This window comes from Arthrobacter sp. YN (assembly GCF_002224285.1).
Taxonomy (GTDB): Bacteria; Actinomycetota; Actinomycetes; order Actinomycetales; family Micrococcaceae; genus Arthrobacter.
The window spans coordinates 1,213,601-1,225,922 of record NZ_CP022436.1; the positions used below are offsets into that span (position 1 = coordinate 1,213,601).

The window sequence follows — 12,322 nt, forward strand, 5'->3', positions numbered from 1 at the left end:
TTGGATTTCCCCTATGCCAACCTTCACTATCGGCGAGCAGGACTTCATGCTTGACGGTCAGGCCCACCGCATCCTTTCCGGCGCCCTGCATTACTTCCGCGTCCATCCGGATCAATGGGCGGACCGGATCCGGAAGGCCAGGCAGATGGGGCTCAACACCATTGAGACCTACATTCCGTGGAACACCCATGCTCCGTCCCCTGAGGTCTTCGACACCTCGGGGGGCTTGGATCTGGGCCGTTTCCTGGACCTGATCGCTGCGGAAGGTATGCACGCGATCGTTCGCCCTGGTCCGTACATCTGTGCGGAGTGGGACAACGGCGGGCTCCCTGCATGGTTGTTTGACCGCGGCGCTGCGGCCATTCGGGCCGATGATCCCGTGTATATGGCAGCCCTCACCGAGTACCTTGAACAGCTCGCCCCCATTCTTGTTCCCCGTCAGATCGACGCCGGCGGTCCCATCATCCTGATCCAGATTGAGAACGAGTACGGTGCCTACGGCGCTGACCGGTTCTACCTGGAAAAGCTCGTCAAGGTCAACCGGGAAATGGGGCTGACCGTGCCGTTCACCACGGTTGACCAGCCGCAGGACGACATGTTGGACAACGGCAGCCTCCCGGAACTGCACAAGACGGGCTCGTTCGGCAGCCGCTCTGCGGAGCGCCTGGAAACACTTCGCCGCCATCAGCCCACCGGCCCCCTCATGTGTTCTGAATTCTGGGTGGGCTGGTTCGATCACTGGGGCGCGCACCACCACACCACCACCGTGGAGCAGTCCGCCAACGATCTGGAGGTGCTGCTGGAGCTTGGCGCGTCCGTGAATATCTATATGTTCCACGGCGGCACCAACTTTGGATTCACCAACGGCGCCAACGACAAGGGCGTTTACCAGCCGATCGTTACCAGTTACGACTACGACGCCCCTTTGGACGAAGCTGGAAACCCGACGCCGAAGTACTGGGCCTTCCGCGAGGTCATTTCCAAATACACACCCCTCGACGACGACGACGTGCCGGCACCTGCGCAACTCGGTTCCAGTTTTAGCGTCCCGCTGGCGCAGTCCCTCCCGCTGTGGGATTGCCTGGACCGGCTCGGGAGGTGGACCTCACACGAGGGAATCCGCTCCCACGATGACCTGGGCCACTACTCCGGCTTCACCCTTTACCGCAGGGAAATCGAAGTTTCCGGTCCCGCTGTGCTGGAGTTCGACGAAGTACGTGACAGGGCCCAGGTATTCCTGGACAGGGTGCCGGTGGGAATCCTCTCCCGGGATCACCATGAAAGTTCCCTGGCGTTGCCCCATGACGCGGTTGGCACGCTGGAAATCCTGGTGGAGGACCAAGGACGCGTGAACTACGGTCCCCGTTTGGGGGAGTCCAAGGGCCTGATCGGAAATGCCCGGATCAACGGAGAAACTCTCTGGAACTGGGACATCCTTCCCTTGGAACTCGACGACGCAGTTCCGGTCTCAGCGGTGTTGGAGGAACAGCCCTCCCTTCCTGACGTACCAGTGTCCGGGCCGGTCTTTGTCCATGGGACTTTTGACCTCCCCGGCGGCGGCGATACCTTCCTTTCCACCATGGGTTGGACCAAGGGCGTGGTGTGGATCAACGGCTTCTGCCTGGGCCGGTACTGGTCCCGCGGACCGCAGGCCACGCTTTACGTTCCCGGCCCCCTCCTGCGAAAGCACGGCAACACCATCACCATGCTTGAACTCCAGGCGGCCTCCCACAGCACGGTTTCTTTCGTGGCCAGCCACGATCTTGGCCATACGGAGTTCTGACCATGACGCTGACTCAAGCAACAACGGCAGGAACTGCTGCTCCGACCGGCCGTCAGTTTCGGATTTCCGCGGAATCGGAGACAGATGGCCGCGTGGTCGCGGCGGTGATCACGGAGGTCGGCGGCACCATCCGCAGCCTCACCGTGGACGGCGAGCCTCTGATCGAGGAGTTCCCCGAGTTCGGTCTCCCCAAACACTGTGAGGGCGAGATCCTCATTCCTTGGTCCAACAGGGTCCGGGATGGGCGATGGCCGCATGACGGGAAAGAACTCCAACTGGCCATCAGCGAACCCGGGCGTGGCAACGCCATTCACGGCCTGGTCAGGTTACGTCCTCACACGATGGTTCGCCGGTCCGCCAGCGAGCTGACCCTTCACGTTCGGATCTACCCGAGCGACGGTTATCCGTTCGCTGTGGACGTGGAGACCACGTATTCGGTATCTCCGGAGGGGCTGGCGGTCACTCACGCTTTGACCAACAAGTCAGCCAAGCCCGCCCCTGTGGCCATTGGTTCCCATCCGTACATGCGGGTGGGTGCCACACCCATGCAGGACGTTTCCTTGACCATCAACGCTGCCTCCTATGTGGTGGTGGATGAGCGTCTGAATCCCGTGGGGACGTCCCCTGTCTCCGGGACGCCCATGGATCTGTCCGCAGGGCCCAAGGTGGGCTGGCTGCACCTGGACACAGCATTCCTGGATCTCACTCCGGCGCCGGACGGAATGTACCGTCACCTCCTGGAGGCGCCCAATGGTGACGCCGTGGAGGTCTGGGGCGATGCCAACTACCAGTACGCGCAGGTGTACACCACCACGAGCTATCCAGCGGGAGGCCACCGGACCGCGGTAGCGGTGGAACCCATGACGGCGCTCCCCAACGCCTTCAACTCCGGAGCCGGCCTGCGCTGGCTAGAACCGGGGAGGAATGGATCTCGACCTGGGGGATTTCACACCGGCTCGGCCCCGCACAGGGCAACCACCATAGAGGAGAGAACTGACCATGGCATGGCTAGTAACTGGAGGAGCCGGCTACATCGGCTCCCACGTAGCCCAAGCACTCATGGATGACGGCCACCACGTGGTGGTCATCGATGACCTGTCCAGCGGCAAGCGCGGATTTGTGCAGGAAGGCGCAGCCTTCGAACAGGGATCCCTGCTGGATACTGGTTTCCTTAAAGACGTCTTCGCACGCCACGACGTGGCCGGCGTGATCCACTTAGCGGGTTTCAAGTACGCCGGCGTATCGGTTGAATGGCCGCTTCACACCTATTTCCAGAACGTCACCGGTACGGGAAACCTGCTCGCCGCCATGGAAGCAGCCTCTGTACGGGCGATCGTCTTTTCCTCCAGTGCCGCCGTTTATGGGAATACGGATGTGGATCTCGTGACCGAATCGACGCCCACGAGGCCGGAATCTCCCTATGGAGAATCCAAGCTCATTGGTGAGTGGCTCATCGCCGACCAATCACGGGCAACCGGGCTTCGCCATACATCCCTCCGGTATTTCAACGTTGTTGGCTCCGGGATTCCGGACGTGGTGGATGTCAGTCCGCACAACCTGTTCCCCTTGGTCTTCCAAGCGCTGAAGGATGGCGCAACGCCGAAGATCTTTGGTACTGCCTATGCCACGCCGGACGGCAGCTGCGTCAGGGATTACGTCCACGTTGCCGACGTTGCCGCGGCCCACGTGGAAGCTGCCCGGAAACTCCAAGAGGGCGTTGATCTTGAACCCGTCTACAACCTTGGCAGCGGTACCGGGGTATCTGTCCGTCAGATCATGACCGAAATGGCCTCTGTGACGGAGATTCAGTTCGCTCCACAGATTTGCGCAGCCCGGCCCGGCGATCCTGCCCGGATCGTCGCTTCCGGCGAACTGGCACGCCGGGACATCGCCTGGGAACCGAGGCATACGCTCCGGGACATGATCTCCAGCGCCTGGGCGGCAGCCGGGAACCAGAAGTTATCCACCCACTAGCACTGCAACGCACTATCCCAAAGGAACATCATGATCGACGCCCCGGAACTGCTGGCTACTGTCACGGCTACCAGCAAGACCACCATGGAAATCAACCTCAACGCCGCCATCCAGGCTGCGGAGCAGCGCGCGCGCAATGAAGGCCGCTGCGGGATCCTGGTCACGCGGCTGGACTATGCGTCTTACACGGTGGAGCTCTCACCGGACGTGCCCTACGGCTACACCTATGAGAAGCATGACGCCTGAGGCGAAGGTATCGCGGGGCGCGCCTCGCTCCACCCGCCGGCGCTTCACTGTTCGAATCCGTTCAGCGGATTCGGCCAGGATCCTCTTGTCATGCGTGCTGGTCGGCTTCAGCCTGGTGCTGGGCCTTACGCCGGGGTGGGCTTCGGAGATCAACGGCTCCGACATCAAGATCAGTGTTGACATTGCGCCGCGCACACAATGTAGCGGCCAGTGCGTTCCGAACGGACTCCCCGCGACAGGCCTCGACCCCGTAGGGGCCCTCGTGGCTGCCGGGCTCTGCGGCGGGACCGGGGTGCTCCTCCTGTTCGTCGGGCGCGGGCAAGCCGCTACGCGACGCCTTCCCAAGGGCGGCTAGGCCAAGGACGCGACATCATGGATCCACGCCCCGCCAAAAGGTACAAAAACCCCTTGCCGGGTGCCAATATTCCGTGTAAGTTTACGTAAACATTCTTAAGAATCTTTGCACCTGGTTACCTGAATCACCTGCCCCGGTGCGCACAGCCGCGCATCGCCCAGCATGCCCACCCACCCTCGAGGCAACCGCTCACAGCGGGCGGGGAGGGTGGAATTTCGCCCAACTGGACTCCGTATACGAGCACGGAGTCCGCCCTGGCGCTTCCCTTACCGACACCTCAGGATATGAATCTCCCCCGCATTGCAATGAAGGAGCAAGACGATGAGCAAAACAAGCTTGATCGTAAGAATCTCAGCAGTTGCCGCTGGCACTGCCGTACTGGCCGGCGTGGCCGGAGCCGCACTGGCTGAAGAAAACCATGGCGACCAGGACGTCGACGTGAACGTGGCGATTGCGCAGATCGATGAGCCCGGAATTCTGGCCATGAGCGTGGCAGGAACCACGGCCACCCTGACCGAAGCCGGCTCGTCTCCCACCGTCCGCCAGTTCACGGGTTCGCTGCCCACGGTAACGGTGACTGATACACGACTCCCGGACCAGATCCCGGCCGGCGCCGGCTGGTACGTCATTGGTACATCCACCGACTTCACGGGAACCACGGGCCAGCCGGCGATCGGGGCTGGACATTTGGGGTGGTCTCCTTCGCTGATTGACGGTGGTGAATCGGGGCAGGTTGCCGAGGGCGACGTTGTGGAAACGGTCATGGACTCGGGTGCGGACGCAGTGGGCCTGGTGGACCAGGAATTGCTGGCCCTGGCCCTGGACTCAGCCGCGGTTGCGCCTGAAGGGCAGTGGACCGCAACGGCCGGATTGTTCCTCCGTACGCCGGCTACCGTCGCGCCCGGCGACTACACCGCGAACCTGACGTTGTCGTTGTTCGAGTAGACGCATTGGTGGTCCGGCTCCTGGGGGAGCCGGACTATTTTTGTGTCCAGTATGAAAAAGTTGCAGAGAAATGTCCTGACTGCCGAATACAAGGAGCGCCCATTGATTCCCGAAATAGCTGGACTTCCTTCCCTTGAGTGGACGTCATCGCCCAGCCACGCGAGCTACGACGACGCCGAGGGAACACTTACGCTCACGGCAGCGCCCGGCGTCGATTGGTCCAACGACTCGCTCGGGGCGAACAGCAGCACCGGGCCTCGGCCCTGGCTTTCACGGCTCCAACGTCGTTCTCGTTGTCGGCCAGGGTCATGGTGGCCTCGCCACGCACAACGTTCGACGCCGGTGTGCTGGCTTTGTGGACGGACAGCGACCACTGGGCCAAGCTTTGCTTCGAGTACTCTCCGAAAGGGGAGGCCATGGTGGTCAGCGTGGTGACCAATACCTACTCTGATGACTCGAACGGTCCGGTGGTGACCGCACCGTGGGTCTACCTGCGGGTCAGCCGGGTGGGTCCCGCTTGGGCGTTCCACTCGTCAACCGACGGGCGGGACTGGTCCTTTGTTCGTCTTTTCAGGCTGGACACCGACAAACCTGTCCGCGTTGGGTTCATGTCGCAGGCGCCCATGGGGGATAGCTGCGAGGCGCGGTTCGACAGCATCAAATTCATAGAGGCAGCACCGGAGAACCTCCGCGACGGCAGCTAAGCCCCCGGCCACGCAGCCCGGGCCCTGAGGGCGCCGGGCCGCGCGGTCAGTGCTGTACGGCGATCCGTTCGGTGGCGACTGCATCATGCCCTACTTCTCCGGTGCCGTTTTTCTTCTGCGCTGCCCGTTCGCCGACGCAGACTGTCTGCCGTGGCGCGGGCTCAAAGGGTGAACGCGATCGGGTGATGCATCTTTATCAGGATGCTCCCTGTACTGGCTGCCTCAGGGAATCGCAGGCACGGCGGTCGCCGTCGCGACCGGTGCGGGAGTGGGCAGAATGGCCGGTGCCGGTGCCGGTGCCGGCGTGACGGGTTCGACAGGTGCCGGCGCGGTGGTTGGCGGAGCCGTTGGCGTTACCGGCGGTACCGGTGCGGTGGTTGTCGGATTCGTTGGTTCCGTGGTTGGCGGCGTTGTTGGCGTTACTGGTGCGGTGGTTGGCGGCGTTGTTGGAACACCCGGCGTTGCCGGCGGTGACGTCGGACTAGACGCAGGCGGTGTGGTTGCCGGTGTGGGGCGGCTGTCGGTGCTGGGGAGTGGTTGGCGGCGCGAACGGTACCGGCGGGTCTGTGGCCGGCGGTGTGGGTGCCGGTGCCGGCGGTGGAGTCGTGGGACCGGCGGCAGGTGTCTCTTGGTTCCCAAGCGCGGTAGTGGGCGACCATTGCGGCACGTTCCATGCCGGCGTCGTACCTGTCTGCTGCGCGAAGCTGGTCAGCCGCAGCGCATTGACATACGCCTCAAATGCCAGGGGTACCAGGCTCCACACTGACGGATCGGCCAGTGTGCCGTTCACGATGGTTTCAAAATGAAGATGGCACCCGGTGGACGCACCGGTTGAGCCAACAAGCCCTACGACGTCGGCAGCCAAGACCGTTTCTCCCTTGCGCACTGCGACGGACTGCAGGTGGTTGTAGGTGGTGACCAGGCCGCTGCCGTGGTCTATTTCCACCCGGTTTCCTCCGCCCCAAGGATGCCAGCCGACCTCGCGGACGGTTCCCTCATCAGCGGAATGCACCGGCGTGCCACAGGCTGCGGCGTAGTCCTGTCCCGTATGGAATTCTCCGGCGGAACCCGTCATGGGGTTGGTGCGCTGCCCGAACGGCGAACTCGGATGGAGGTTCACCAGCGGAGACATCAAGGTCCCTGGAATCAAGGTCCCTGGGCCAGGCCGGGCCGGGCGGCGGGACGTGACACCTGCGGTTGCGCCCCATGAGCCGCCGCTGAAGGAACAGGTGCCGGGTGCTGCCAGGCTTTGGGGGCCCAGGAAGCCCGCGATCTCCTCGGCCAACTGCCGGTATTTGGTGTAGTGGTCAGGATCTTGGTTCCGCTGCACGCGGTGGATGGCAATGCTGGGAGGCAGAGCCTGCCAGTCCTTGACGTCTTTCAGGGCCAGGAAGAAGCTGGTTGCGCTGACAAAGGGATCCATGCGATCGGCGGAGGAGCCCCAGGCCCCATTGGCGCGCTGCTGGAACAGGCCCCGCGAGTCCGGCCCTGCGGCGTCACCGTAGTCCTTGCTCTCGAGGGACGATTCGCCAAGTGCGGCCTGAATGCCAAGGATCCGGGCATCGGCGGGTAGGGCCAACTCTTCCGCCGCCGCCACAATGGCGGAGGCGTTCCGGAGTTGGACGTCTGAAACGGGGCCGCCCGGTGGGAGCGCTCTGCCCCTGGTGTTCGTTTGCCCGCACAGCAGCGCCCCTATGCCATCCGAAGGTGCGAAGGTGGGTGACGTCGTCGTGGAGGCGCTTGAGGCCTGAAATGCGGGCTCGTTCGCGGAACCCCTGGATCCTGCTGGGCTCCCTGCTGCCGCCGCCGGAGCGGGTTCAGCGGTGTGTGCCTGGGCTTGCTCTGCGGAGGGGTGGAGAGTCTGAACAGCACCCGAAGGGAAGCTGCCGATCAAGGTTGCCGCAATGAGTACTGCCAGGGGCAGCGGGATCCGGTGGCGTGTCCGGGTGGCGGGCGGAACGTGCAGCGGGGTTACGCGGTGGTGGCCGTCAGAATGGCCGGTATTCACGGCGCTCACCGTTAGGGGCGGGGTCTAGCCCGGCCAAAGAGTTGGAGGTCGACGACATTGTCTAGATCCGATCCGGATATGTTTACGTGAACATGATGTCAACGTAAACATACCGCCGACCGGTGAAGTGGTCAAGACTTGTGCTGCCGGTGGACCGACAATTCCAGATCGATAAAGGCCGCAATCATGGCCCGGTACATTCGCTCCACCACATCCGGCGCAGCCCCGGACTCCTCAGCGATTGACCGTACCTTTGCAATGACCTTCTCGACTCGGTCAGGCGCCTGGACGGCAGCCCGATCCGCTTTGAGCTTACCGGCCTCTTCCACCCAATGTTGCCGCCGGGAAACAAGCTCCACGATCTCCCGATCCAATTCATCGATCTCTGCGCGAATACTCTCAATGTCCAGGCTCGTCATCCCACCAACCCTACCCATGCCCTGTGGATATCCAGATGCTTGGGTAAACCAAACAAGGTAAGTTGGCATGGTGATTCCCTCCGTGAAACCTGCCATTGACCGCGCCCCCGGAGTCTCCAAGGAGATCGAGGACGCGGCCTGGTATGTGCTCGGTCCGGCGCTGCAGGGGAGACCTTCGGCGCTGGACGGCCGGACACTGACGTGGACCGCGGATGCCGCCGGTGAGCTGTTGGAACGGCTGGAACGCGGGGTGGAAGATTCCAAAGCTCCCATGATGACCAACCTTCGGCAGAACCTGGAAGGCGCGTCGCGTGAGGCCAAGTTGCTGGCCGTGGAATTGCTGTTCCTGCAGTCGCTGCCGCTCGCGCACGAGGTCAAGTCCCTCAGGGTGAAGCGTGCCCGTGTTGCCGAGGCCGCGTCCTGGGTTGAGCCGGAAATTGAGCTGCCTGAAGAACTCTACGAAGGCATGACGGACCATGGAGTCATCCGTGACCGTACGGCGGAGTTCAACTGGACCATCTGGGACCACCTGAAGTGGCTTTGCCGCTTTGCAGCCCACGTGGACAGCCAGAGCACTGCCACCATCAATGAGGCTCTTGAGGACCCGCTGAAGTTCCACGAACTCGCTGCCGCAACACCCGAAGACCAACCTGCCCTGCGCCGCAGCATCGAGTACCTGGTGTGGCCCAGCTATTTTGAGCCCGTGGTGGCCGATGTGGAGCGCCAGGAGATCCGGGACGCCTTTGCTTCGCTCGTGGGCGGCGCCAAGGGTGATTCGGACGAGGACATCACCGCGGACATCCATCGCATCCGCCTGCACCTGGACGAGCAAGCCGGGCAGCGCATCGACTGGTACGCCCGCCAACTGGTGAGCCAATGGCGCAAAGTGGGAGATCCAGGTCGCCGCTCCTGGCTCCTGCGCACCCATCACGACAATGCGGACCTCCTGGCTGCCTGGGTAGCCGAAGAGAAGGCCACCTTGGACGTGGAACACCTGCGGACCCTGACGGCAGGAGTTACTGCAGGCGTGGTCCAGCACGCCGTGGACGAGGACTACAAACACCTTGGCTATGTGGAACGCGAGGATACCAAGACCGCCGTCTTTGCCTTCCTGACGGTGATGAAACCGGGCGATCTCACGCTCTACCAGCATGCGGGCCGGGTCCGTGTTGGCGTTGTCCTGGGCGAGCCCGAACACCACGAGGACAACCGCCGCATCCGCCGCAAGGTCCGCTGGTTTGATGACAGTTACGCCATCCCCGAACTTCCGCGGCATGCCCAGCGTCAACTGTCCACCCCGGGGATCCTGGTGGATGTCACCAGGGTCATCCAGGCCCTGCAGGAACTGCTCCCGGTAGAAGCCGAAACCGACGGCGAGGACGAGGCCCCGCCCACCGCCGTCGTCGAGGTTGTCCAACAAGGTTTCCGGCCCCTGACCGAAGAGTTCGCAGCGTCCCTGCACATGGACCTCGAACCCCTCGAGGAGATCGCCGAGCTGCTGGAGGAGAACCGGCAGTTGGTTCTCTACGGTCCTCCGGGAACCGGCAAGACGTACCTCGCCAAACACCTCGCCGCCGAGCTCGCGGGCGATCACACCGATGAACGGGTGAAGCTGGTCCAGTTCCACCCGTCGTACGCCTACGAGGATTTCTTTGAGGGCTACCGCCCGGACAAGACCGACGACGGACAGGTTTCCTTCAAACTGGTCGCGGGACCCCTGCGCCGGCTCGCGGAGGAAGCCGCCAAGCCGGAAAACGCGCACAAGCCGTACTTCCTCATCATCGACGAAATGAACCGCGCCAACCTGGCCAAGGTTTTCGGTGAGCTGTACTTCCTGCTGGAGTACCGGGACGACCGCATCTACCTGCAATACAGCCCCAACGAGCCGTTCAGCTTGCCTGACAACCTCTACATCATTGGCACCATGAATACAGCTGACCGTTCCATCGCCATGATGGACGCGGCCATCCGTCGCCGTTTCGCCTTCATCGAGCTGCACCCCAAGGAGGAACCGATCCGCGGCACGTTGCGCCGGTTCCTGGCAGCGCGGGGGCTGGACACGCTCAATGCGGACCTGCTGGACGCGCTCAATGACGCGATTGACGATTGGGACCGGGACCTGATGATCGGGCCGTCGTACTTCATGAAGAACGCTGCCCAAAATCCCACGGGCTTGCGCCGGATCTGGAAGTACGAGCTCATGCCGCTGTTGGAAGAGCACTACCACGGGCAACTGAACCGGGCACAGCTGGAGGAGCGCTTCGGCCTGGCCCAGCTGCTGGGACGTCTTGCAGCCCGCTAAGGCCATCCCGCCGCGGCCGGGCCGGGCACCTGCCAGCGCCGGGCGGGTCACCAGCGCGGGCCGGATCACCGCGGGCCCCCGGCACATCGTCCTGGACGAGCTCTCCGGCGGCGTGGTGGACAAGCTCGACCCCCAGTCGGCAGCGTTCATCAATACCAGCGGCCTGGCCAAGGCCTCTCCCATGGGCATGGGCCTGTACCGGATTGAGCCGGTGGGCAAAGTGGGCTCGGTGCGGACTGCCTCGGTGCAGTTGGAAGTCCGGCCCAAGGATCGCCTTGGCCTCAGCCGGTTGCTGTTCCTGCTCAGCTACGCCGGTGACCAGGGCTTCCGGGACCATTCAGTGGAGGCCGCGGAACACCCGGATTTGTGGAGTGCCCTGTCGGAATCGCTGGCGCAGTTGGCGGACAGGGCCCTCAGCCGCGGCGTCCTGCAGGGCTACCTGACAGTGGAAGAGTCGCTGCGGACCGTGAAAGGCCGGATCCGGATCTCTGACCAGATCTCGCGCCGGCCCGGAATGATGGTTCCGTTGGAAGTCTCCTACGACGAATTCACCGAGGACATTGCTGAGAACCGCATCCTCCGGGCCGCTTTGGAACGGATGGGTAAGGTTCCCGGTGTCCGGCCTGACGTCCTAAGCCGTTTGCGCCAGCTCAAGGGAAAGCTCGACGCCGTGACGCGGCTTCAGTCCGGGGCGCCGCTGCCGTCGTGGCGGGCCAGCCGGATGAATCTCCGGTACCACCCAGTGTTGAGGCTGTCCGAAGTGATCCTGCGCAATGCCTCCGCTGAAGCCGGCGAGGGCAAACAGCAAACAGCGTCTTTCGTGGTGGACATGGCCAAGGTGTTCGAGGAATTCGTGGGAACTGCCCTGCGTGGGGCCATGAGCGCCCACCCGGGTGAGATGCGCCTCCAGTACGGTGCGCTGCTCAACGAGGCCGTGAATGACTCGGACCGACTGACAGTCCGCCCCGACGCCGTCCATTTCCTGGGCGGCCGCCCCGTGGTGGTCTATGACTCCAAGTACAAAGCAGCGTCCGACGCCGGGGCCTCGCTCAGTGCCGACCATTACCAGTTGCTGGCGTACTGTACGGCGCTCCGGGTTCCTACAGCCTGGCTGGTTTATGCCGGCCGTGGGGACGTGAAATTGCGGCGCATCCTGAACACGGATATCGACATCGTGGAGTATCCGTTGGACTTGTCGCTGCCGCCGTCCGAGATTCTGGCCGCGGTGGCCGACCTCGCTGAACAGTCCTGGGGCGAAGTAGTACGCCAGGTTGTGGCGGGCCGATCGGCGTCGGACTAGCCTGAGAGGTAACCCGTACCCAAAGATCGACGATCAGGAGGCATCATGGCCGGCAAGAAATCCTGGCGTGACATGAGCAAGGGCCAACGCATCTCGGTTCTGGCCAGCGGAGCCCTGAACCTGGCTTTGCTGGTGGCCGCGCAGCGCAGCATCGCCAAGACCCCGGATTCAGACATCAGGGGCAAGAAGGCTGTCTGGCGCGCGGTGTCGTTCATCAACTTCTTCGGCCCGGTCAGCTACTTCCTGTTCGGCCGCCGTCGTGATGCAGCGGGGTTGAAGAACTAAA

At 63.2% G+C, this 12,322-nt stretch carries 12 protein-coding genes; 10 read left to right on the top strand and 2 right to left on the bottom strand.

Translation table 11 applies throughout. The features are described from left to right. Positions 1 to 13: 13 nt before the first annotated feature. The 7 genes from CGK93_RS05580 to CGK93_RS05610 all read left to right on the top strand — a co-directional run bounded on the left by CGK93_RS05580 (position 14) and on the right by CGK93_RS05610 (position 6,007). Positions 14 to 1,783 (top strand): glycoside hydrolase family 35 protein, encoded by a 1,770-nt coding sequence (locus CGK93_RS05580; RefSeq protein ID WP_089593968.1) that lies wholly within the window; start codon positions 14 to 16, stop codon positions 1,781 to 1,783. Between the two features lie 2 nt (positions 1,784 to 1,785). Next, a complete protein-coding gene (locus CGK93_RS05585; RefSeq protein WP_089593969.1) occupies positions 1,786 to 2,850 on the top strand; it encodes an aldose 1-epimerase family protein in 1,065 nt (354 codons plus the stop codon). Beyond that, positions 2,783 to 3,757, top strand: a complete 975-nt coding sequence (gene galE, locus CGK93_RS05590; RefSeq protein WP_089593970.1) for a UDP-glucose 4-epimerase GalE — start codon at positions 2,783 to 2,785, stop codon at positions 3,755 to 3,757. Before CGK93_RS05585 ends, galE begins: the two co-directional genes overlap by 68 nt. Before the next feature lie 30 nt (positions 3,758 to 3,787). Next, positions 3,788 to 4,003, top strand: coding sequence for a hypothetical protein (locus CGK93_RS05595; protein ID WP_089593971.1), 216 nt, complete (start codon positions 3,788 to 3,790; stop codon positions 4,001 to 4,003). Next, positions 3,993 to 4,358, top strand: a complete 366-nt coding sequence (locus tag CGK93_RS05600; protein WP_089593972.1) for a hypothetical protein — start codon at positions 3,993 to 3,995, stop codon at positions 4,356 to 4,358. The genes CGK93_RS05595 and CGK93_RS05600 overlap by 11 nt, the downstream gene beginning before the upstream one ends. 321 nt (positions 4,359 to 4,679) lie before the next feature. Next, positions 4,680 to 5,303 (top strand): hypothetical protein, encoded by a 624-nt coding sequence (locus tag CGK93_RS05605; RefSeq protein ID WP_089593973.1) that lies wholly within the window; start codon positions 4,680 to 4,682, stop codon positions 5,301 to 5,303. 137 nt (positions 5,304 to 5,440) lie between these two features. After that, positions 5,441 to 6,007 (top strand): DUF1349 domain-containing protein, encoded by a 567-nt coding sequence (locus tag CGK93_RS05610; protein WP_232481552.1) that lies wholly within the window; start codon positions 5,441 to 5,443, stop codon positions 6,005 to 6,007. 481 nt (positions 6,008 to 6,488) lie between these two features. Here the strand turns inward: CGK93_RS05610 and CGK93_RS05620 are convergent, their stop codons facing one another. Further along, positions 6,489 to 8,015 carry a M23 family metallopeptidase gene (locus tag CGK93_RS05620; RefSeq protein WP_157731617.1) on the bottom strand — a complete coding sequence of 509 codons (1,527 nt, stop codon included), beginning with the start codon at positions 8,013 to 8,015 and terminating at the stop codon, positions 6,489 to 6,491. A 131-nt stretch (positions 8,016 to 8,146) separates the two neighbouring features. Next, positions 8,147 to 8,434 carry a chorismate mutase gene (locus CGK93_RS05625; protein WP_089597218.1) on the bottom strand — a complete coding sequence of 96 codons (288 nt, stop codon included), beginning with the start codon at positions 8,432 to 8,434 and terminating at the stop codon, positions 8,147 to 8,149. Positions 8,435 to 8,501: 67 nt separating this feature from the next. Between CGK93_RS05625 and CGK93_RS05630 the strand changes: the two genes are divergently transcribed. The 3 genes from CGK93_RS05630 to CGK93_RS05640 all read left to right on the top strand — a co-directional run bounded on the left by CGK93_RS05630 (position 8,502) and on the right by CGK93_RS05640 (position 12,321). Beyond that, positions 8,502 to 10,736, top strand: coding sequence for an McrB family protein (locus CGK93_RS05630; RefSeq protein ID WP_089593975.1), 2,235 nt, complete (start codon positions 8,502 to 8,504; stop codon positions 10,734 to 10,736). A gap of 91 nt (positions 10,737 to 10,827) precedes the next feature. Continuing rightward, entirely contained in the window at positions 10,828 to 12,036 is a 1,209-nt protein-coding gene (locus CGK93_RS05635) for a 5-methylcytosine restriction system specificity protein McrC (protein ID WP_089597220.1), read from the top strand. A 45-nt stretch (positions 12,037 to 12,081) separates the two neighbouring features. Then, a complete protein-coding gene (locus tag CGK93_RS05640) occupies positions 12,082 to 12,321 on the top strand; it encodes a PLD nuclease N-terminal domain-containing protein (RefSeq protein ID WP_089593976.1) in 240 nt (79 codons plus the stop codon). Position 12,322 lies beyond the last annotated feature (1 nt).

Bases quoted from the DNA above. Each gene is read 5' to 3' on its own strand.
- CGK93_RS05640 (WP_089593976.1), top strand. From the start codon at position 12,082: ATGGCCGGCAAGAAATCCTGGCGTGACATGAGCAAGGGCCAACGCATC.
- CGK93_RS05585 (WP_089593969.1), top strand. From the start codon at position 1,786: ATGACGCTGACTCAAGCAACAACGGCAGGAACTGCTGCTCCGACCGGC.
- galE (WP_089593970.1), top strand. From the start codon at position 2,783: ATGGCATGGCTAGTAACTGGAGGAGCCGGCTACATCGGCTCCCACGTA.
- CGK93_RS05600 (WP_089593972.1), top strand. From the start codon at position 3,993: ATGACGCCTGAGGCGAAGGTATCGCGGGGCGCGCCTCGCTCCACCCGC.
- CGK93_RS05580 (WP_089593968.1), top strand. From the start codon at position 14: ATGCCAACCTTCACTATCGGCGAGCAGGACTTCATGCTTGACGGTCAG.
- CGK93_RS05625 (WP_089597218.1), bottom strand. From the start codon at position 8,434: ATGACGAGCCTGGACATTGAGAGTATTCGCGCAGAGATCGATGAATTG.
- CGK93_RS05630 (WP_089593975.1), top strand. From the start codon at position 8,502: ATGGTGATTCCCTCCGTGAAACCTGCCATTGACCGCGCCCCCGGAGTC.
- CGK93_RS05595 (WP_089593971.1), top strand. From the start codon at position 3,788: ATGATCGACGCCCCGGAACTGCTGGCTACTGTCACGGCTACCAGCAAG.
- CGK93_RS05605 (WP_089593973.1), top strand. From the start codon at position 4,680: ATGAGCAAAACAAGCTTGATCGTAAGAATCTCAGCAGTTGCCGCTGGC.